Below are 18,966 nucleotides of genomic sequence, written 5' to 3' on the forward strand. Positions count from 1 at the left end.
GGCGCCGCACACCCTCCACCCCACTACCCGCGGCCGAAGAAACGGCCATCCGTCCACCTCGGGACCGCCACCGGCCCGGCGTACCGGACCTCCTCGACCAGCTCGCCCACGGACACCTTGAACGAGGCGCTCTGCAGACCGTCCCGGAGCGACACCAGGAACGAGCCGTCCGCCAGCCGGTAGACGCGCCGCCAGGGCCGCTCGCCCCAGCGGGCGAAGCCCCACGAACGCCCGGGCTCGTATGTACGGGCCAGCTGCTCGGCGACCTCCCGCGCCTCCTCCAGCGAGCCCGCCTCCCGCTCGACATCCAGCCGCCAGTGCGCCCCGCCCTCCTCCGGATGGTTCTCGTAGTCCTCCTGCACCAGCACGAACCACGTCCCGTCGGCCGCCATCACCCACCCCTTCCCCCCGGCAACCTACGCCCACCCCGTACACGGGCGGGAGAGCCCCGCACGCCCCGTCGGCGACCTCACCCACCTCACGGCCCTATCACCCAAGGCGCCTCGAGTCGGCGTTCGCGCCCGGCTTCTCAGGCACCACCACCTGTGCCCGGTGCTCTTCGTACGGGAAGTAGTCGTACGTCTCGGCCACTTCAGGGTGCTCCTCGAACACGACGTTCTCCAGCTCCCTGCGTGCCGCGTCCAGCGCGTCGATCGCCACCTCCAGCTGCTTCGCCGGAAACGCCCTCGGCCCGGTCCGCGGGTACGCGTTCTCCAATCCGACCTGTTCGTGCAACAGATGGTTGCGTACACCGGAGAGGACCTGGCCCAGCCGCAGGTGCTCGGGGTGGGGGAGACCGCGCTTGGTCATCGTGCTGCTCCTCGTTTCGGGGTGGGCGCAGCGTACCGCCCACCCCGCCAGGCCGTTCTCCGTGCGGATGCCGGCCGGCTTCCGACCGCCCGGCAGATGCCCAGGCATCAGGAACAGTCAGGGGTGGGCCGGTTCAACCGGCGTGGGGGAGCCGCGACCGCCGGCGCCGAGATCCGGGCCACCGCCGACGTGTTCGTCGCCGAGATCCAGGCCAAGCTCGGCCTGTCCGTCACGGCGTCGGCCACCGTCACGAACACGGAGTCCTTCGCCGTGAACTGTGCCCGGCGGCAGCCCTGTCGGGGAACGCGCGGCGGCGGGGCCGGGGGAGCGGAGCGGAAAACCGTTCGCTCCGGTGTCCGGGCGGGGGCATGATCGGCCGGTGGATCTGCCCTTCCTGCTGGCCGCGGTCGAGCGCGGCGACGACATCGCGGTCTTCGAGTCCCTGGACGACGGGGTGATCGACCGACTCACCGGCGACGACGGCGTCACCCTGCTGGCCGCCGCCGCGTACGCCGGGCGCCACGAGGTCGTCAGCCGCCTGGTCGGGTGGGTCGACCCGAGCCATCCCTGGGCCGGCGGCGTCGACCCGGTGACCTGGGCCGCCGAGAACGGTTCCTCCTGGGTCCTGGACTCGCTGCTGTCCCTCGACCGCGACCCGTTGCGCGAGGACAGCGCGCACCGCCGCGCGCTGCGGGTGGCGCGGGCGGCCCTGGACTCCGGGGCCGGTGCCGGGTTGGTGCCGCCCCCGGCCCACCGGGCGGTCATCACCGACCTGGAGGCGAAGCTCGGCGTCCACCGCACGCCGGACGAACTGATGGCCCGCGCCCTGGTCCACGCGGATCCCGGGCACGACGACTGGCTGGCGTCGCTGTGCCGGATCGCCTGGCCGGAGAGCCAGGAGCGGTTCGACTGGGCCCGCGCGGTGGCCGAGGGCGCAGGGGAGGCCGGTTCGCTCGCCCGTCGGCGCTTCGCGCTCGACGCGATCAACTTCCTCGGCTTCGGCCTCAACCCCGACATCGACGACGAGCCGCCGTTCACCCGGGAGGCCGTCGGCTTCCTCCGGCCCCGGCTGGACACCGAGCGGGACCCGTACGCCCTGCGCACCGTCGTCGCGGCCTTCACCGGCTACTGCTCCCGCGAGGAACTCCCCGCCGTCCTGGCGCACGCCGACCACCCCGACCCGGGCGTGCGCCATGGCGTCGCCCTGGCGTTCCCCGCCCTCCTGGCCGACCGCCCCGACTCCCTCGCCGTCCTCCTGCGCCTGGTCGACGACCCTGCCCCGGTGAACCGCGCCAGCGCGCTCCATGCCCTCACCCGCTCTCCCGCCGACACCCCTGCCGTGCGCGGTGTGCTGGCGGCCCACCTCACCGACCCCGACTTCGACGCCCGCCTCGAAGCCGCCATCGCCCTGGCCCTGCGTGGCGACGAACGCGGTACGCCGGTCCTCGACGAGATCCGCCGCGGCATCAAGAACCGCAGCAGCCGCGGCGCGGGCCGCCTCGACGACTTCCATTACGAGCTCCGCGCCCGCACCCCCGGGCCGTGATCCCACAGCCCGGGCCGGCGGCGTGGACGGGGACGGCGAGGCCGGAGAGCACCGGGAAGCCGCCGCACCGCGAATGCCGGGACGCGCCCGGCGCGGCCCTCGCGGCGGACCGCGGCCGCCGTCCAACTGCTCGACCGGGCACCTCGGTCGGCCGGTGAGCGGGTTGACTCGGCCACCGGAGCGTTCGGCTTCGCCTAGGCTCACCTCCATGTCCGAGCCGACCCCCGACCCTCGCCTGCAGTACTTGGTCAACCAGCTCCGGCCCGGGGCCGTGAGAACGGTGAAGGTCACCGGATTCGACGGAACGGACGTCCTGGTCGAGCTCGTGGACGCCGAAGGAGGGGAGACCGAGATCGGTCGGATTCCCCGACAGGAGGCGTCGATGCGTCGGATGGAGCACCCGTCCGAGCTGTTCGACATCGGCCAGGAGATCGATGCCGAAGAGGTCGGGCGCTGGGGCGAAGGTCAGCTTCACTTCTCCGCCAGGGCGTGTGAGATTCCGGCCTTGCGGTCCTTCCTCCTCGCGTTCGAACCAGGGCAGGTCGTCGCCGGGACGGTCTCCGAGGTCCACAACTTCGGGGTATTCGTACACGTCGACGGCGAACCGGACGGCCTGTGCACCGGTTTCATCCGGGGGCCGGACCTGACCTGGAGCTGGATCAGCCATCCCTCCGAGGCCGTCGAAGCGGGCCGGCGGATCACCGCTGAAGTGATCATCGCCGAGACACGCACCGGGCAGGTCACTCTCTCCTTGAAGGCCCTCCAGGAAGATCCGCTCATCCGGTTCGCGGATCAGGTCGGCCGAGTCCTCACCGGGCCGATCACCAGGATCGTTCCTTTCGGCGTGTTCGTGCAGCTCGCCCCGGACGTCGTGGGGTTCCTCCACCTCTCGGAGTTGACCGACGAACCGGTCGAGACCCCGGACCAGCTTGTCTCTGAAGGCGAGCTGATCACGGTGAAGGTCACCGAGGTCGACCTCCAGCGCCACCGGGTGCGGCTGGGCGTCGCCGGCGAAGCGGACGGAACCTGAGGGGGGTGTCCCTTACTCCTTTGCCGGACCGGCAGCCGGTGGCGGAGGGATGTCGGACGGGCCTGAGACACTCCGGCCCGTGCTGATCGAGGGATACGACCACGGGCCGCTCGTCGCCGGTGAGCGGCTGCTCCGGCGCGCCGGGTTCTGGTCCAATCACCTGCCGACCATGTGCCGGTTCGCCCCGGGGGAGGACCGGCCGGCACCCGAGTGGTTCGGTGACGACGGCGCCGACACGGACGCCCTGTCCGAAGTCCTCCTGGACGACCGGTCATGGCCGGTGTTCCGTGTCCCGTTCCAAGGCGGTCACAGCGCCGTCGTCGTCTACCGGAACCTCGCCGGTGACTGCGGGATCGACTACCTGCTGACCCACCCGGATTGGCATCGGGCAGCGGACCTGTCCGGCTATGAGGGCGACTGGTACGGCCCGGGCCTGTCCTGGCGCGAGATCGTGCACATCGCCGACACACCGGACCTGGTCGCACCCGGCGTGCACGACACCGTGGCCCGGCTCCTGCTCCTGGTGCCGCTGCTCGCCGACGACGATCTGCCGCCGGAAGCGCCGGCACGGCTGAGCGCCGCCCTCACGGCCATCGGAGCACCCGACGACTCCGCCCGGGACACGGCTGACCATCTCCTTCGGAACAGACGGCCTGCAGCCGGTCGCCACGGTGGCGCCGACTCCCCTCTGAGTGGCGGCAGCCAACGGCACACTGGGTCGGACCCGGATGAACCGGCGGTGCCGGGGGCGCTCGACCTCACCCGGGCCCAGAACGATGCCCTCGCCGACGCCTTGGGAAGCAGGCCTCGCCGACTGTCCCTGGCCGGGTGACCCGACGGACCCCGGAGCCCGGAGCGACGAGAGCCGGCCGAGCCTATGAGCCGGCCGCCGTCGCCCCGGCCGGCCGTACCGCCGGCTCCAGCAGCGACAGGGTCCGCCGCCGCGCGTCGAGGCCGGCGCGGATGCCGACCGGCATCGGCAGGTTCGGGCCGGCGTGGCCGAAGTCGACGTTGCCCAGGACCGGGATGTCACGGTCGCCGAGAACGTCGAGGACGATCTCGCGCAGGGTCGGGGACGCCCCGGGGTCGAGGCCGCCGATCCCGTGTGGGACGCCCACGACCATGCCGGCGATCCGGTCGAGGATGCCGCTGTGCCGCAGCACCTGCAGGTAGCTCCACACGTGCGAGGCCAGGCCGCCCGCCTCCTCCCAGAACAGCACCGCGCCGTCGAACCGTTCGAGCGCCAGCGCGTACGGCGTCGCCTGCGCCAGCACGATGCGGTTGAGCACTCCGCCGATCAGCGGACCCTCGGCGCGGCCGGGGCGCCAGCACTTCCACGACGGGCCCGCCGGCAGCGCGCCGATCGCCTCGGGGCCGGTCAGCAACCTGGAGTAGAGCGCCGCGAGTTCGGCCCGACGCGGCGCGGGCGCGCACTGCCAGTGCCCGCCGAAGCCGGGGACGGCCATGTCGGCGTGGAACCCGACGAGCCCCGTGCGCGCGTGGAGCACCAGGTGCAGCAGCGAGATGTCGCTGTAGCCGAGGATCGGCTTGGGGTCGGCCCTGATCGCCTCGACGTCGATCAGGTCGAGGTAGCCGAGCGCCGTCTGGCCGCCGTCGCTCGCGACGATCGCGCGCACCTCGAGATCACGCAGGAGGGCGTTGAGCTCCCCGGCGATCTCCGCGGGCGGGGCCGCGCTCCACCAGTGCCGGCGTCCCGCTTCGAGGAGCGGAGCCCGGCGCACCCGGAACCCCATCCGCTCGAACACGGCCACCGTCTGCTCGACGTTGGGCTCGCGGGCGGCCGGCAGCGGACCGGACAGCGAGGCGATGACGACGAGGTCCCCGGGCCCCAGGGCACGGGGCCGCAGCAGCTGCGGCAGCGCGGAACCGGTCACCGCCGCAGTATCCCGGCCCCTGCGGCGGCACGCGACACCTTTACCGCGCCCTGCCACCCCGCCGCACCCGTGGACTGTGACGGACCGTTCGCCGAATCGGTACCTCCCCGACGAGAGCGGCCACTAGCCTGCCGCCATGGCTCCTTGGGAACTGCTCCTGGTGATCGCCGTCCAACTCGTCGCCCTGGGGCTGCTCATGGTGGGCGTCGCGTTCCTCAGGGAAGGGCCGGACGCTCCTGTCTTCTACATCGGGGGAGCCGTCACCCTGGCCTATCCGGTCCTGGACGTCGTGGTGCTGATCACCTCCTGGCCGATGGACGGCGCCGCGGCGGTCCGCTTCCTGGTCGTGGCCGGGGTGCTGGTCGTCGCGGTCCTCCTGAAGGTCCTGCGACTGCCCATGCTCCTCGGACTCGTGCTGGCCGGGGCGGCCATGGTCTGGCTGGCCTACCAGTTCGCGAGCGGCGGGCTGTCCGGCCCGGCCGGCCCCACCGGGCCGGTCGCCGTCCCGCACCCCACCCCCACCGTCTCCTCCACGTTCACGCCGCCGCCCGCCCTGCCGCCCACCGCCTCCCCGGCCGGCCCGTCCTCCCCGGGCGGTTCGTTCCCGTCGGCGCCTCCCGCACCGGCCCCGACCGTGACCGTCGAGGTCACCGTCACGGCGGTGGCGACCGCGACACCGAACCCCGTCGTCACCGTGGCCGGCCCCACGGTCCTCGTTCCCGGACCCGCGGTCACGGTGGCGGGGCCGACGGTCACCACGACGGTGACTCCGCCCCAGGCCCAGGCCCAGGCCGAGGCGTCCTCGGACGTCAAAGGCTGGATCGGTGCCATCGGCGGACTGATCGGCGCCATCCTCACCGGAGCGGCCGCGATGTACACGGCCGTCAAAATGGCCCCCCGCCACGGAAGGCACGGCCCGGGCGGCTCCGGCACCTCCGGCCGCGACAACAGGCCCTGAAGGCCGTCCGGCCACCGACCGCACCCCGCCCGGTGTAACCCGAGCGGGTGATGATCGTTGACCGGACATGCCCAACCACACGCATAGCGCCAAGCGCTTACTCGCCGGTCTCGCTCTCGCCACGGCGATGACGCCGTTCGCCGGCCCGGCACACGCCGACCAGTCCCTCACCCGGGAACTCGGCACCACCGCGGACAACTTGACCAACACGTGCAGCTTCGGCCAGACCGGATCGACGACCACCAGCAACAACGCACAAGCCGCCAACCCGCTGGTCGCCCTGGTCAACGGCGCCATCAACGCGGTGGTCCCGGTCGACCTCAACGCCCAGGCCCTCGACTGCAACAACATCGGCGTGAGGGACGTCGTGAACCTCAACGCGAAGAACTCCGACAAGAAGGTCGACGTCACCGAGGTCGACGACAGCTTCAACCACCACGGCTGAGCCTCCCGCGGCGCCCGCCGCCTGCCCCGCCGGGCGTACCCGGGCACCGCGCGGGGGAGGCTGCGGGGTATGCGCGGGGCGGGGGAGCGGGAAGCGGTTCGGGCGGTCGTCCGCTGGGCGGGACACCCGGGGACGCTGGGCGCGGTGGCGGTGCTGCTGTTCAACGACCACGTGGCCAAACGGGCCTGGCCGGGGCCGGTGACCGGCAAGCTCAGCGACCTGGCGTGGATGCTCGTCTCGCCGGTGGTCCTGGCGCTGCTGCTGACGCCGTTGCTGCGGCTGCGCGGCGACCGGCCGGCGATCGCGGGACTGGCGGCGACGGCGATGATGTTCGCCGTCGCGAAGTCCGGCCCGTGGGGCGGCGAACTCGCCTCCACCATCTGGTCGTTGAGCGGCGTGACGAGCCGGATCCGGGGGGACCGGAGCGACTTGGTGGCGCTGCCCGCGCTCGGCATCTCCTGGTGGCTGTGGACGCGCTCGCGTGCCGCGGAGCGCCGCCCCCGGCGGTGGACGGCGGCCGTGGCGGTGCCGCTGGCCGTGGCCGCGATGGTGGCCACCTCGACGAGCGGTCCGCAGCAGCCCGTGCTGTGGCGCGCGGGGAACCAGCCGGTGCTCGACACCGCGGACGGGCACCGGTGGACGACCCGGGACGGCGGCACGACGTGGGCCCCGCTGGGGGACCGCCAGGACCTGCCCGGCGAGAGCGAGGGCCGCGGCCGGCCGCAGGACGGCCGGTGCGCGGCGGACGAGCCCCAGCGCTGCTTCCGGCTCCTGGACGCCACCTCGCCGATCGAGGCCAGCGACGACGGCGGCCGCACCTGGCACACCGCCTTCGACCCCGGACCGCCGTGGCGCCGCCTGCCGTACCCGACCCCCACCCCGAACCCGTCCGCGTCCGCGCCCGCGCCTCCCGCTTCCGACCCGCCCTCTCCCAGCAGGCCACCGACCGAAGCCGGGCAGTCCCGCCCCGCCGAACTGATCATCGTCCCCGCCCCGCAGGAGGGCTGGGTGGTGCTGGCCGACTACCCATCGTTCGGCCTGGTGCGCGGCACCCCCGGCGGCACGTGGTCGCTCCAGCGCTACCCCACCCGCCGCACCGCCGTCGTCCCCGAGAAACCCCGCTCCTGGCTCCTGGGGCTGCCCGTGGCGCTAGCCGTCGGCTTCGCGGGTGCCCTGGCGGCCGACGCCGCCCGCCTGCTGCGCACCGCCGCACCCGCCCGGCGCCGGCGGGAACTGCTGCTCCTGCTGCTCCGCCAGGGGCTGTGCCTGGCCTGGGTGCGGCTCGCGGCGTGGCTGTGCGGCGGCAAACTGCTGTGGCTGCTCCCCGGGGTGGTGCCGGCGAGCCTGCTGACGGTGGGACTGCTGCCGATGCTCTGGTCACTGCGCCACCGGCCGGCTCCGGCGGGGCGCCGGCTGCTGCTCGCCCTGTCCGTGTTCGGGACGGCGTACGCGGCCACGGCGCTGCTGCCCTACCTGCGGTGGGCCGCGGGCGCTCTGGCGGCCTGGTCACAGGCCTCGGACCAGGCCTTCCTCACGGCCCTGGCCGCCACCGCGGTCGCCCCGGTCGTCGCCGCCCTCACCACGCCCCCGCCCACCCGCCCGCACCCGCCAGGCCCGCCGAACTCCCCGAGCCCCCAAACCCCCGCGGCCTCCCCAGCCTCCCGCGACGCCGGACCGTCCGCACCACGCGCGTGACGGTCCGACGGCCGCCCCGCCCTACGACGACGCCTTGGCGATCTCCCGCAGGTGCTCCTCCTCCTCGTGGCTCAGCGAGGTCTGGATCAGCTCCCCGCCGAACCGCGCCACCGCCGGGACCACCTTGTCCTGGGTGGCGCTGCGCACCAGCGCGAACAGCGCGGCGCTGCCGGGCTGCATCTTCTGCCCGACCTGGCGCATGAAGTTGTCGTCCACGCCCGTGTCGGTGGAGGCGCCGACCGCCGCCCCGGTGGCGCCGCCGATCGCCGCGCCCAGGAACGGCATGAAGAACAGCAGCCCGATCACCCCGCCCCACAGCGCCCCCGCCGCGGCGCCCGTCCCGGTGTTGGACACCGCCTGGTGCAGCTTGATTCGTCCGTCCTCGCGGCGCTCGACGACGACGACGTCCTCCAGGTCGATCAGCTTCTGCTTCTGGAGATCGATCAGCTCGTCACGGACCTTCCGCGCGGTGCTGACATCCGGGTACGCGATCGCGAACAGGTTGCTCACCGTGGATCCCTTTCACTGGCCTTGACGCACGTCTGCCAGCACCCTAGCCAGGACCATCACCATTCATCCCGCTTCCTCCTGGTGTGTCCGCCTTTCCTCCCACCGAAGCGAAGCCCCCACCCCGCCCCTCCTCACTCCGCCCCTCACTCCGTCCTGAACCCGGGACACGGGCACGCCCGCTCGCGCCAGGTGCCGATCCAGTTGCCGCCGCCGTCATAGCGGTCCGGGCCGTCGTACTCGGTCTCGCTGCAACTGCCGCGCGAACCATGGCTGTACGCGCCGTGCCCGCACGCGACACAGCCCGGCGGCGCCGGCGGCTTCGGCGGGAACGGCGTCCCGCTGCGCCACACGACCACGACCGCGACCACGCACAGGACCACGATCACGATCCCGACCACGCCGATGACGTTGTGCGTACTCATCCAAGGCCCCCTTCGCACCGCTGTGTGGGTCCACGCACGGGCCGAGGGCCACGGTTCCGCGCCCCGGTCAATCCCCGGACCACCGGGCCACCGGGCTACCGACCCCGGCCGGACGGCAGCCCATCAGGAGATCCGACAACCCGATCGTCTACGTCGGACCGGCGCCTGCCATACTCGGCGCGAACTTCACCCAGAGGAGAGACCTTCCCCATGCGCCTGCGCCACGCCCTCGGACTGACCGCCGCGGCGGCCACCGTCGTCCTCGGCCTGCCGGTCCCGGCCGTCGCCGGACCGGCGGCCGCCGCGACCCCGCCCGGCGCCGGGCGGCACATCCAGGAGCAGGCACGGACCACCCCCGCCGGGGCACCGGCGCAGCTCCTGACCGGCATCGATCCCAGGACCGCCGTGTTCCAGCCCGGTGAGCGGGTGCAGGTCCTGGCCGCCAACGAGTCCGGGCTGCTGAACAGCGGCGCCCACTACGGCTACGGGGTGTGGGCCACGTTCTCCACCGTGCCCGCCGCCAACCGGTCCTTCGCCGAGAACACCGTCACCTCGACCGCGATCGGCACCACGACCGACGGCGTGGTCCACAACGTGGTCGCCGCCGACAGCCGGGTCTTCATCGCCGACCGGAACATGTCGAACCGCCGCTGGTCCCCGTGGGGCGAGATCACCGCGGCCGGCGCGGCCGGTCCGCTGCCCGGCGCCCCGCAGCAGATCGCCGTCGCCGCCATGGGCTGCAAGCTGCACGTCCTCGCCCTGGTCGACGGCGACGTCTACCAGGCCACCGGCGACTGGAACACCGGCACCTGGTCCGGCTGGGGCGACGTCAGCTCGGCCGCCGACCTGCCCCCCGTCACCCGGATCGCGGCCGCCGTCACCGGGAACTCCCTGCACGTCGTGGGCCTCGGCCTCGACGACGGGGTCTACGTCGCGGACGGCGACTACGACCGCGGCACCTGGGGCACCGGCGAGCCCACCTCCGTGCTCGGCCTGCCCTCCGCCGCACCGATCGACGAGCTCTCCGCCGCCGCGATCGGCAGCAAGCTGCACATCGTCGCGGTGGCCGGCGACCGCCTCTACCAGGCCAGCGGCGACTACGCGGCCGGCGCCTGGGCGGGCTGGGGCGACCTGACGGCGGCCACCGGATCGCTCGGCCCGGTCGAGCGGGTCGCCGCCGTCGCCATCGGCAACAAGCTCCACCTGTACGCCCTCGTCGGCCGCCGGATGTACAACGCCACCGGCGACTACGACCGCGGCGCCTGGTCGGGCTGGGGCAACGTCACCGCCGCCGTCGACGCACCCGGGCTCACCGACCTGTCGGTCACCGCCGCCTGACGGACCGCCGGCACCGGGTACCGGCCGCCGCTGCACCGCACGCGCGGCGGACCGGCCGAAAACGCTTTCGAAAATGTCAGTGGTTCGTGCAAGTCTTTCCCTGCTCATCCCCTCTGACGGAGAAATCGTGACGATCCGCCGCACCACCCTGATCACCACCGCCACCCTGCTCGCCCTGTCCGCCGTGGCCGCCTGCAACGACGGCGGCACGCAGTCGGCCCCGGCCGCCGCCGGCGCCCCGGCCACGGCGAGCGCGCCCGCGAGTGCGACCGCGAGCGCGATCAGCACCCCGAGCGCGACCGCGACGGCGGAGACCCCCGTGCCCACCGCCACCCCGACCCCCACCGCCACGCCCACTGAGACCCCCACCCCCACGCCGACGCCGACCGCCACCGGTGCCCCGGTCGACGCCGCCGGCGCGTTCGACCCCGCGGTGGCCCTGGCCAACGCCGACCGGACGCCGTACGCCGCCACCGAGACCATGAAGACGACCGCGGCGGCGGACGGCATGGGGACGGTGATCACCCAGACCGGCCGGATCAACTTCAACACCCCGACCCGCGAGTCCCGGATCGAGACGAAGATGACGATCGGCGACGTCGGCGACATCGACGGCGGTGACGACGAGCCGCTGCTCTGGATGGAGACGCTCAACACCGGCCAGGCCACCTTCATGCGCGACAAGTCGAAGCCGGGCAGCGCCTGGCGCGCGGGGGACGCCGGCGGCGGCAACAGCGACACCGCCCGGGCCGACGACGTCACCGGCTACGCCAAGGCCCTCATCGAGGCCGGCCCCGCCGCCCGCAAGGGGATGGAGCGGAAGAACGGCGTCCCCACCTACCACCTGGGCGCCCGCCTGACGGCCGCCCAGGTCAAGGCGATCGACCCCAAGGCCTACCAGCGGATGGTCGACAAGGGCGTCACCGCCCAGGACCACGACCTCTGGATCGACCGGGCCGGCCGCGTCGTGGCCCAGAAGATGTCCATGAAGGTGCCCGGCGGCGACACGACCGCCACCTCCGTCATCACCGTGTCCTACACCGACTTCGGCCCCCGCGAGACCTTCACCGCCCCGACCGCCGCCGCCACCAGCTGACCGGCACCGCCGCCGCCTGCCGACCGGCGCAGCCGTCATGGGAAGGCCAGGGGGCTCCTACCGGTAGCGGCCGCTGAGCCGCTCCCAGCGGTTGTCGCCAGCCACGATGTCCTGGAGGTGCCGTACGTAGCGGCGTACGGCACGGCGTTCGGCGTCGGTGAGGAGGACGTCGAAGTCGGAGATCTGCTCCTCGAGGGCCACGGCCCGCTCGCCTCGCCGGTGGACCATCGCGGCCAGGTGCGCGAAGGCGTCGGGCCGTGCCCTGCCCCCGCCCTCGGCGATCAGCAGGAGGTTGTTGCGGTGATCGCCGGCCCGGGCCTCCTTGCCGGAGGAAACAAGATCATTGTTGAGGGTGATGATCTCCGCGAGGCAGGTGCGGAACTCGGTGAGCCAGGGCGAGTACCACACCAGGGAGGGCAGTTCGAAGTCACTCACGGCTTCGGACATGTCGAAGATCGGGTAGGCGCACTTGATGACGGTCAGTTGCCGCAGTGTGCTGGTGCGGCCGTTGACGCGGTTGGCGATCTCGCACGCCTGGGCGGCGAAGAACGCGTGCCAGTGGGCGGTCGACCGCCGCACCCACCACCGGGAGCGGCCGCGGCGCAGCCGCCGCCACAGGTCGGCGAACGCGTGCACCCGGGGCGCCGCGCCGGCCGGCACGGGCGCGTCCGGGGCGTCGAGTACGGCGGTCATGGCCCGGCAGAGGTCCGTGGCCGCCGCGAGGTCCCGGCCGACCGGCCCGTCGAAGACGTCGTCGACGGGAGTGAAGGCCCAGCCGATGTAGTCGGACACCACCTGGAGCCGTTCGGTCGGAGCCTGCGGGAACCACCACCCGGCGCTCTCGGCGAGAAGCCAGTCGGTGTACCGGTCCGCGTTCACCCGGCGGTCCTCCGCCAGCCCGAAGTCGTGCATCCACGCGACGGAGCGCTCCCGCAGGACGGCGACCCGCGGGTTGATCCCGCGCACCGGCCACGGACAGCCGAACTCGACGTCCTGGGGATGCGTCCGCTCGTCCCAGGCCGGCCACCGGGTCATGACCTCGCCCCGGCTGTCGAACAGCCCGCCCGGCAGGCGGCGTTCCGTCGCTGCCATCCGATCGACCCCCTCCCGCGCCGGAGCCCGCGAACCGGCCGGTCGCCCGCCGACGCAGACCGGCTACCCCGCGGCAGCCGGCCCCAACCACAGGCGACGGCTTCTCCCGGACCCGTCCCGTCCCGCCCCGTTTCCGTCCCGTCCCGTTCCCGTCCCGTTCCCGCCCCGGCGGGGCGGGAACGGGTGTGCCGTCAGGTGGCCTTCGCGCTCCCCGCGGGCTCTCCCGCGATCTGGGTGACGGTGAAGTGGACGAACTCGGCGGGGCGCACCGCCGCGACGCCGATGTCGCAGACGACCTTGCCGTCGTCGACGGTCTCGGGCGTGTTGTTGGTGTCGTCGCAGATCACGTAGAACGCCTCGTCCGGTGTGCGCCCCACGAGGGCGCCCTGGCGCCACTGGTCGGTGAGGAACGAGGAGACGGAGTGCCGCAGCGTCGCCCGCAGCCGCTCGTCGTTGGGCTCGAACACCGCCCAGGTCGAGGACTGGCGGACGGAGTCGGCGAGGTAGGACACCAGGCGGCGCACATTGAGGTAGCGCCAGTCGCGGCCGGTCGACCTGGTGCGGGCGCCCCACACGAGCAGGCCCCGGTCCGGGAAGACCCGCAGGCAGTTGACGCCCTTCGCGTTCAGCTCCCCGTGCTGCTCGTCCGTGAGGGCGGCTTCGAGCCTCAGCGCGCCGCGCAGGTTCTGGTTGGCGGGGGCCTTGAAGACGCCGCGTTCGGCGTCGGTGCGGGCCCAGACGCCCGCCACGTGGCCGCACGGCGGCACGGTGCGCTCGACGGCGTCGACACCCGGGACCGTGATCCACGGGTAGTACAGGGCGGTGAAGGCGGCGTCGTCGGTGTCGGGCGAGGCGAGCGTGTCGGCGAAGGCCGTCACCTGGGCCGGGGTCAGGCCGGGTGGCGGGTCGAGGATCGCCAGCCGGTTGCGCTGCTCGGTGCAGTGCTTCAGGACCTCGGCCATCCTGGCGGCCCCGGCGGCGTGGTCGGGCGCGGGCGCCTCCTTCTCGGCGGAGACGTCCGCGGTCATGTCCCAGAGGCTGGGGACGGCGACCATGGTGACCTCGGGAACGCCCTCCAGACCGGCGAGACCCGCGCGGGCGTCCGCGTTCCCCGCGAGGTCCCCGGGCGAGAGCGCGCTCTGCGGACTGGTGAAGCCCACCACGTAGCAGGATCGCCCGCCGTTGGCGAAGAACCCGTGGACCGCTTCGGCCAGGGGCAGGCACCGCTCCAGCGCGTGAACGGCGGCCGGGTCGGTCGCGTCCGCCAGCTCCTTGGCGATTCCCGCGATGCTGTAGCGGTCGGCGAACTCCCGCCAGCTGCCGACCTTCTGCGGGAGGGCACGCTCGGCGTCGGTGAAGGGCGTGGAAGCCGCGTCCGGGGCGTCGGCGGCGGAGGCCTTCGTGTAGCCGAGGAACGCCGGGACCGACGTGCTCGCTCCGGTGATCGTGCGTACTCCGCTGGGGAGCTCCGTCACGTAGACCCCGGGTGGGTTCTGGCTGGACATGCGCACACTCCTTGAGGAGGAAGGGGGTCGCTGCTGAGGCGAACGACGAAGCCGTACCCACCCCAGCGCACCCCGTCGCCCGCCCACCCCTCCGAGAGGGCAAACCACCTGTTCGGGTGAAGCCATCGGGCCCGCGCGTCCGTGTGCGCGGCACCCGGCCCCGCCCCGCCGCGATCAGTACAACAGCGCCGCGGACTCGGTGACGGCCTGCTGCCGGCCGGGGGTGGTGTAGGCGAGGTTGACGACGCTGCGGCGGATGCCGGGACGGCGCAGCGCGGTGACGCGGTGGGCCGTGGTGTCGCTGCGCAGGAGGTAGGCGTCGCCGGGGCGGTGGCGGGCCGGCCGGGCCGCGGGCGTGTCCAGCGCGCCGAGGCTCCCGGCCCGCGGGACGTACTCGAGGAGTCCGCCGTCGCCGGGTCCGGCCGGGGCGTCGGCGAACAGCACCAGGGCGAGCGGGTAGTCGTCCGTGTGGGCGCCGTGGGTGTCGCCGGGGCGGTGGAGGATGTTGACGACGTACCGCTCCAGCGGCTCGCGCACCGGCACGGCGTCGAGGCCGGCGACACGTCCGACCAGCGCGATCAGGCTCGGATCCCGGTACAGCCGGTCGATCAGCCCGGAGTGCCGGGCGATGACGTGCCCGCCGAGCGTGGTCATGTGCCGCGGCGAGTCGTCCATGTACGCCATCGTCAGGTCCCGCCGGGTGGCGAGCTTCTCCAGCCGCGCCACCTCGGCGCGCAGCAGCGCCAGGGCGGCAGGCCCCAGCAGCGCCGGCAACGGCAGGTACCCCTCGGCACGGAACCGCTCGCTCAGGCCGGGCGCGTACGGCGGCAGCGACAGCACCACCCTGCCGTACCCGGGCACCCGCCCGCGCACGCCCGTCGCGCCCGCGGTTCGACCGGACGCCCCACACGCGGCCACCCCACCGGCGACCGGCGACAACCAGGACCCACATCGTCAACAGCTCGCTGGGGGACCGGGGCGCCATCGGCACACCCGCCATCCGCGACGGCGCCGACCACCCGTGGGCGAGCCACGGCCGCCCCCGGCCCTGGCCCCCCTCGTGAAGCCCGGCCGCTCCGAGGCCACCACACGCCTGCAGCGCTGGGAAACCGGCGGCAACGGCTTCCCACGCGTCATCACCCTCGCGACCGACCGGAAGACCGTCGACCTCCAGCCCACCGCAAGCTGACGCAAAATCCCTGTGGAGCATCCGAAACGACCCCGCGCCGCTCGCGCAGCTGACAGCCACCGGAATCCGGGAACTCCACCGCCTGGTGGTCGGCGCGGATTGTCAGTCCCGGCCGACAGGATGCGGGTGACACAGCAGCCCCCGTACCGAGGAGTTCCGTGACCGCCGCCGCCGTGGAGCCGACCTACCGTCCCGTCTTCCAGTCCCTCTGGTGTGCGACCGACCTCGGTCCGCACCGCCCGTGTGAGGGCACGTACGAGTGGTACGACCCCGGCACCCTGCCGCCGCTGGACCCGGCCCGTTTCGACGGCGGGTTCGGGTGGCTCGGCGGCACGGGCCCGGTGGTGCCGGAGCTCGCCGGGCACCTCGACGCCGTCGCCGCCGGCCTGGCCGCCACCGGGGTGGAGCTGCCGGCCGACTTCACGGCTTTCCAGGCCGGCGCCGCCAGCCACGGGGCCCTGGACGCGGTGTCGGCCACGGCCTGCTGGACGGACGTCTCCTCGCCGGTGCCGAGCCCGGTGGAGCCCGGCGCCTTCCTGGTCCGCTTCCTGCGCGACCAGCAGGACTGCGTGCACTGGTACCTCTATCTCCGCCCCGACGGGGAGGCCTTCGTGGTGGCCTCCCCGCTGGACCTCGCGGACGCGCCCGAGTGGGACGAACCGGATGTGCCGGTGGACTGGTTCGGCTCCATCGCCTGGTGCGCTCCCTCGTTCGAGGAGTTCGCATACCGCTTCTGGGTGGAGAACCGCCTGTGGCGTGTGCTGCACGGCTACGGCGAGGAGCGCATGGACGACGAGCTCGCGGGCTACCTCACGTACTACGGGCAGCCCTGATCCCGATCGGTGACGAGGCCGACGGCCGGCATCCCGGCCCGCCCGGCGAGGCCCGTCGCCAGGTGCATGGCCGGTCGGCGGGGATGGCTGCGGGGAACACCGCCGGTTTCGGGCCTGGCCGTCGCGGGTGGTGAACGGGGCCGGAAACAAGGAGTCAGTGCCTCCCACCCCTTGGAGGGTCTACGGGGCGATGCCGGCACCGATTGCCTGGAGCGCGGTTCCAAGGCCGGCGAACCACAGTCCTCGAGCCTCGGTCTCCAGGCCTGCCGCAATGTCCGCACGGATCTCCGTCGTCCGCCGGTCCACCGTGTCCTTCAGGCCACGGACCACGTCGTCGCGTTCACGGCCCTCCGCGCTGAGTGCACCACTCGGCCGACCGGCCTCCTCCTGCAGCCATACCACCCGTTCCACGAGGAACCGCTCGACCTCCTCTCGGCTGGCTCCAGGATCCGGTACAACCACTGCGGTCGCGCGCCTCGCCTGGACGCTCGGCCAGCAGGGCCGCCTCACGGAGGCGGACGCCGAACTCCGGACCGTCCTGGAGCTGCGCCGCGCCCTGTTCGGGGGCGAGCACCACGACACCCTGGCCGCCCGGGAGCGGCTGGCCTGGGTGACCGGGCTCCGGGGCCGGCCCGCGGAGGCGGAACGCGAACTCGCCGCCGCCGTCGTCGCCGTCCGCACCCGCCTGCTCGGCCCGGACTACCCGAGCACCGTGAACAGCACCGTCCTGCTCGCCCGGGTCATCGCCCGCCGGGGCCGCCGCGACGAGGCCCTGGCCCTGCTCGCCGACGTCCACCGCCGCCAGGCGCACCTGCTCGGCGCCGACCACCCGCACACCCTCGAAACTCGCGGCCTCCTTGACGGCGGACTGTAGGAGGCCCAGATACGGGAGCCCGCGCCCGCCAGGCGGCCGTCAATCGCATGCCCCCCGGAAGCAGGCACCTGTCACCTGCGGATGAATCCGATCTCGACGGACGACAGGAACGGCTGCACCCCGACGCACTGCCAGCCGACCGCCTCCACGTTGCGGATCATCACGTCGAGTTCCTTGCGGATCTTCTTCATCGTCGCGCCGGGGTGCCGGAAGTCGATGTCCAGTACGGCGACGAAGGTGGCGTCCCCTTCGTTGTAGGCGGTCCTGGCGTCCGCGACGAGCTTCTGCATGCGCCATGCGTGGATCAGCCCCATGTGCTCTCCCCTTTCGACGGGTCGGCCCGCGGCCCGCCGTTCTCAGGATGCCCACCCCGAGGGATACTTGCCCCTTCGTCGGCTAACCAGTATCGGCTCGGCACGGTCGGTCCCCAGGCCCCCCGGATTCGGACACGGAATGTCCGTGCCCTGGAACGATCCGGTCAGGGCCGGGCAACGCCCCCGTCCCGCCGCGCCGCCTACGGTGGCCGCAAGGCCGCAGGGGGGACGGCGTCAGAACGCCGCGGTACCCCTGCCGAGATCCCGCCGGAAGGGGCGCAGTTGCTGCGGATCCACCTCACCCACGACGACCTGGCCAGGGTCCGGATCGCGCGGGCACCCGACCCGCTCGCCGAGTCGATCCTGAGCCTGTCGCTGGTGCAGACCCGCGAGGCCGGCGGCGTGGCGCTGGAGGGGTGGCGCAGCCGGACCCGCAAGAGCATCCGCCCCGAACTGCGGGTGCTGTTCGACCTGGCGACGCCCATCGGGGCGGCGGAGGCCGCGGAGGCGTTCCTGCACGCCGGCAGCCACACCCTGCCCGAAAGCCTGGACCAGACCTGGTCCCTGCCCAGCCGCCGGTGGAGCGCCGACCTGGACGCCCTCAGCGGGATGCGCCCCCGCGCGCCCCGGTGGGTCTACGAACTGCACCGGGGCGGACGCGAGTGGCGCGAACTGGTCGACCGCCGCCTGCGCGAGTACCACGCCTTCGCCGTCGCGCCGTACTGGTCGCAACTGCTGGCCGCCGCCCACACCGACCGCGCCCGCCGGGCCGCCCTCGCCGCCGACCACGGCCTGGACGGACTGCTCGGCAGCCTCCACCCCGACATCCGGTGGCGGTCACCGGTGCTGACGCTGCCCTGCCCCGTCGACACCGACCTGCGGCTGCGCGGGGCCGGCGTCATGCTCGTCCCCACCTTCTTCTGGCCCGACCCGCTGGCCCTCACCGACAACCGCGGCCTCGACCACCCGCTCGTCCTGCACTACCCGCTCGCCCCCGACCTCGCCACCTACCGCGCCATCTGGTCCTCGGCCGCCGCGGACGGGCCGGACGGCGCGCTCGTCGCCCTGCTCGGCACCACCCGCGCCCGCACCCTCCAGGCGGCGGCCGACCCGGCCGGCACCGCCGAACTCGCCCGCCGCACCAACACCTCGCCCGCCACCGCCAGCCACCACGCCACCGTCCTGCGCGCCGCCGGCCTGCTCACCACGGAACGCACCGGCCCAGGCGTCCGCCACACCCTCACCCCCCTCGGCCACGCCCTCCTCGACGACCGCACCCCCGCCCGCCCATGACCACCCCCTGCCGCACCCACCCCGAGGCACGGACACCCGCCAGGCTCCGATCACGGATCCCGGTTCCGGTCCAACTCCTGGGCCCCGTCGCTGCTTGAGGCGTCCGCGTCGGGCGGCAGGA

At 73.6% G+C, this 18,966-nt stretch carries 20 protein-coding genes; 11 read left to right on the forward strand and 9 right to left on the reverse strand.

What is annotated here, in order from left to right:
• Window positions 1–23 precede the first annotated feature (23 nt).
• On the reverse strand, window positions 24–392 hold the full coding sequence (locus AB0N76_RS06785; RefSeq protein ID WP_363553907.1) for a hypothetical protein: 369 nt from the start codon (window positions 390–392) through the stop codon (window positions 24–26).
• A 97-nt stretch (window positions 393–489) separates the two neighbouring features.
• Window positions 490–810, reverse strand: a complete 321-nt coding sequence (locus tag AB0N76_RS06790; protein WP_363553909.1) for a hypothetical protein — start codon at window positions 808–810, stop codon at window positions 490–492.
• 379 nt (window positions 811–1,189) lie between these two features.
• Between AB0N76_RS06790 and AB0N76_RS06795 the strand changes: the two genes are divergently transcribed.
• From AB0N76_RS06795 to AB0N76_RS06805, 3 genes are all read left to right on the forward strand, one after another.
• Complete coding sequence (locus tag AB0N76_RS06795) at window positions 1,190–2,356, forward strand: HEAT repeat domain-containing protein (RefSeq protein WP_363553911.1); 1,167 nt, start codon at window positions 1,190–1,192, stop codon at window positions 2,354–2,356.
• A 208-nt stretch (window positions 2,357–2,564) separates the two neighbouring features.
• A complete protein-coding gene (locus AB0N76_RS06800; RefSeq protein ID WP_363553913.1) occupies window positions 2,565–3,386 on the forward strand; it encodes a S1 RNA-binding domain-containing protein in 822 nt (273 codons plus the stop codon).
• Window positions 3,387–3,555: 169 nt separating this feature from the next.
• Window positions 3,556–4,218 carry a hypothetical protein gene (locus AB0N76_RS06805; RefSeq protein ID WP_363553915.1) on the forward strand — a complete coding sequence of 221 codons (663 nt, stop codon included), beginning with the start codon at window positions 3,556–3,558 and terminating at the stop codon, window positions 4,216–4,218.
• 43 nt (window positions 4,219–4,261) lie between these two features.
• Here AB0N76_RS06805 and AB0N76_RS06810 read toward each other — a convergent pair whose 3' ends face one another.
• A complete protein-coding gene (locus tag AB0N76_RS06810; protein ID WP_363553917.1) occupies window positions 4,262–5,281 on the reverse strand; it encodes an LD-carboxypeptidase in 1,020 nt (339 codons plus the stop codon).
• Window positions 5,282–5,417: 136 nt separating this feature from the next.
• Between AB0N76_RS06810 and AB0N76_RS06815 the strand changes: the two genes are divergently transcribed.
• From AB0N76_RS06815 to AB0N76_RS06825, 3 genes are all read left to right on the forward strand, one after another.
• On the forward strand, window positions 5,418–6,239 hold the full coding sequence (locus AB0N76_RS06815) for a hypothetical protein (protein WP_363553919.1): 822 nt from the start codon (window positions 5,418–5,420) through the stop codon (window positions 6,237–6,239).
• A gap of 67 nt (window positions 6,240–6,306) precedes the next feature.
• Window positions 6,307–6,684 (forward strand): hypothetical protein, encoded by a 378-nt coding sequence (locus AB0N76_RS06820; RefSeq protein ID WP_363553921.1) that lies wholly within the window; start codon window positions 6,307–6,309, stop codon window positions 6,682–6,684.
• A 69-nt stretch (window positions 6,685–6,753) separates the two neighbouring features.
• On the forward strand, window positions 6,754–8,379 hold the full coding sequence (locus AB0N76_RS06825; RefSeq protein ID WP_363553923.1) for a hypothetical protein: 1,626 nt from the start codon (window positions 6,754–6,756) through the stop codon (window positions 8,377–8,379).
• A gap of 21 nt (window positions 8,380–8,400) precedes the next feature.
• Here the strand turns inward: AB0N76_RS06825 and AB0N76_RS06830 are convergent, their stop codons facing one another.
• Window positions 8,401–8,889, reverse strand: coding sequence for a DUF1269 domain-containing protein (locus AB0N76_RS06830; RefSeq protein ID WP_363553925.1), 489 nt, complete (start codon window positions 8,887–8,889; stop codon window positions 8,401–8,403).
• A 143-nt stretch (window positions 8,890–9,032) separates the two neighbouring features.
• The gene (locus AB0N76_RS06835; protein WP_363553927.1) at window positions 9,033–9,311 is read right to left on the reverse strand and encodes a hypothetical protein; all 279 of its coding nucleotides are present in this window, start codon (window positions 9,309–9,311) and stop codon (window positions 9,033–9,035) included.
• A 210-nt stretch (window positions 9,312–9,521) separates the two neighbouring features.
• On the opposite strand from AB0N76_RS06835, the gene AB0N76_RS06840 reads away from it, so the two are divergent.
• Together AB0N76_RS06840 and AB0N76_RS06845 are read left to right on the forward strand one after the other, a co-directional pair.
• Window positions 9,522–10,649: a hypothetical protein gene (locus AB0N76_RS06840; protein WP_363553929.1), complete on the forward strand. Its 1,128-nt coding sequence runs from the start codon at window positions 9,522–9,524 to the stop codon at window positions 10,647–10,649.
• Window positions 10,650–10,776: 127 nt separating this feature from the next.
• Window positions 10,777–11,745 carry a hypothetical protein gene (locus AB0N76_RS06845; RefSeq protein ID WP_363553931.1) on the forward strand — a complete coding sequence of 323 codons (969 nt, stop codon included), beginning with the start codon at window positions 10,777–10,779 and terminating at the stop codon, window positions 11,743–11,745.
• Window positions 11,746–11,802: 57 nt separating this feature from the next.
• On the opposite strand, the gene AB0N76_RS06850 is transcribed toward AB0N76_RS06845, so the two are convergent.
• From AB0N76_RS06850 to AB0N76_RS06860, 3 genes are all read right to left on the reverse strand, one after another.
• Window positions 11,803–12,837: a pentalenene synthase gene (locus AB0N76_RS06850; RefSeq protein WP_363553933.1), complete on the reverse strand. Its 1,035-nt coding sequence runs from the start codon at window positions 12,835–12,837 to the stop codon at window positions 11,803–11,805.
• Between the two features lie 191 nt (window positions 12,838–13,028).
• Window positions 13,029–14,342 carry a phage tail sheath subtilisin-like domain-containing protein gene (locus tag AB0N76_RS06855; RefSeq protein WP_363553935.1) on the reverse strand — a complete coding sequence of 438 codons (1,314 nt, stop codon included), beginning with the start codon at window positions 14,340–14,342 and terminating at the stop codon, window positions 13,029–13,031.
• Between the two features lie 174 nt (window positions 14,343–14,516).
• Entirely contained in the window at window positions 14,517–15,215 is a 699-nt protein-coding gene (locus AB0N76_RS06860; RefSeq protein WP_363553937.1) for a hypothetical protein, read from the reverse strand.
• A gap of 474 nt (window positions 15,216–15,689) precedes the next feature.
• On the opposite strand from AB0N76_RS06860, the gene AB0N76_RS06865 reads away from it, so the two are divergent.
• On the forward strand, window positions 15,690–16,364 hold the full coding sequence (locus AB0N76_RS06865) for a hypothetical protein (protein WP_363553939.1): 675 nt from the start codon (window positions 15,690–15,692) through the stop codon (window positions 16,362–16,364).
• 271 nt (window positions 16,365–16,635) lie between these two features.
• Window positions 16,636–17,238: a tetratricopeptide repeat protein gene (locus AB0N76_RS06870; protein WP_363553941.1), complete on the forward strand. Its 603-nt coding sequence runs from the start codon at window positions 16,636–16,638 to the stop codon at window positions 17,236–17,238.
• A gap of 71 nt (window positions 17,239–17,309) precedes the next feature.
• Here AB0N76_RS06870 and AB0N76_RS06875 read toward each other — a convergent pair whose 3' ends face one another.
• A complete protein-coding gene (locus AB0N76_RS06875; protein WP_363553943.1) occupies window positions 17,310–17,552 on the reverse strand; it encodes a hypothetical protein in 243 nt (80 codons plus the stop codon).
• 282 nt (window positions 17,553–17,834) lie between these two features.
• Here AB0N76_RS06875 and AB0N76_RS06880 point away from each other — a divergent pair, with 282 nt between their 5' ends.
• Window positions 17,835–18,845, forward strand: coding sequence for a winged helix-turn-helix domain-containing protein (locus tag AB0N76_RS06880; RefSeq protein ID WP_363553945.1), 1,011 nt, complete (start codon window positions 17,835–17,837; stop codon window positions 18,843–18,845).
• The last annotated feature ends 121 nt before the right edge of the window (window positions 18,846–18,966 follow it).

Source organism: Kitasatospora sp. NPDC093806 (assembly GCF_040683335.1).
GTDB lineage: Bacteria > Actinomycetota > Actinomycetes > Streptomycetales > Streptomycetaceae > Kitasatospora.

Coding starts and splice junctions, on each gene's coding strand:
- AB0N76_RS06835 (WP_363553927.1), bottom strand. CDS start 9,311: ATGAGTACGCACAACGTCATCGGCGTGGTCGGGATCGTGATCGTGGTC.
- AB0N76_RS06815 (WP_363553919.1), top strand. CDS start 5,418: ATGGCTCCTTGGGAACTGCTCCTGGTGATCGCCGTCCAACTCGTCGCC.
- AB0N76_RS06805 (WP_363553915.1), top strand. CDS start 3,556: ATGTGCCGGTTCGCCCCGGGGGAGGACCGGCCGGCACCCGAGTGGTTC.
- AB0N76_RS06855 (WP_363553935.1), bottom strand. CDS start 14,342: ATGTCCAGCCAGAACCCACCCGGGGTCTACGTGACGGAGCTCCCCAGC.
- AB0N76_RS06870 (WP_363553941.1), top strand. CDS start 16,636: ATGTCCGCACGGATCTCCGTCGTCCGCCGGTCCACCGTGTCCTTCAGG.
- AB0N76_RS06785 (WP_363553907.1), bottom strand. CDS start 392: ATGGCGGCCGACGGGACGTGGTTCGTGCTGGTGCAGGAGGACTACGAG.
- AB0N76_RS06820 (WP_363553921.1), top strand. CDS start 6,307: ATGCCCAACCACACGCATAGCGCCAAGCGCTTACTCGCCGGTCTCGCT.
- AB0N76_RS06790 (WP_363553909.1), bottom strand. CDS start 810: ATGACCAAGCGCGGTCTCCCCCACCCCGAGCACCTGCGGCTGGGCCAG.
- AB0N76_RS06825 (WP_363553923.1), top strand. CDS start 6,754: ATGCGCGGGGCGGGGGAGCGGGAAGCGGTTCGGGCGGTCGTCCGCTGG.
- AB0N76_RS06875 (WP_363553943.1), bottom strand. CDS start 17,552: ATGGGGCTGATCCACGCATGGCGCATGCAGAAGCTCGTCGCGGACGCC.
- AB0N76_RS06850 (WP_363553933.1), bottom strand. CDS start 12,837: ATGGCAGCGACGGAACGCCGCCTGCCGGGCGGGCTGTTCGACAGCCGG.
- AB0N76_RS06840 (WP_363553929.1), top strand. CDS start 9,522: ATGCGCCTGCGCCACGCCCTCGGACTGACCGCCGCGGCGGCCACCGTC.
- AB0N76_RS06800 (WP_363553913.1), top strand. CDS start 2,565: ATGTCCGAGCCGACCCCCGACCCTCGCCTGCAGTACTTGGTCAACCAG.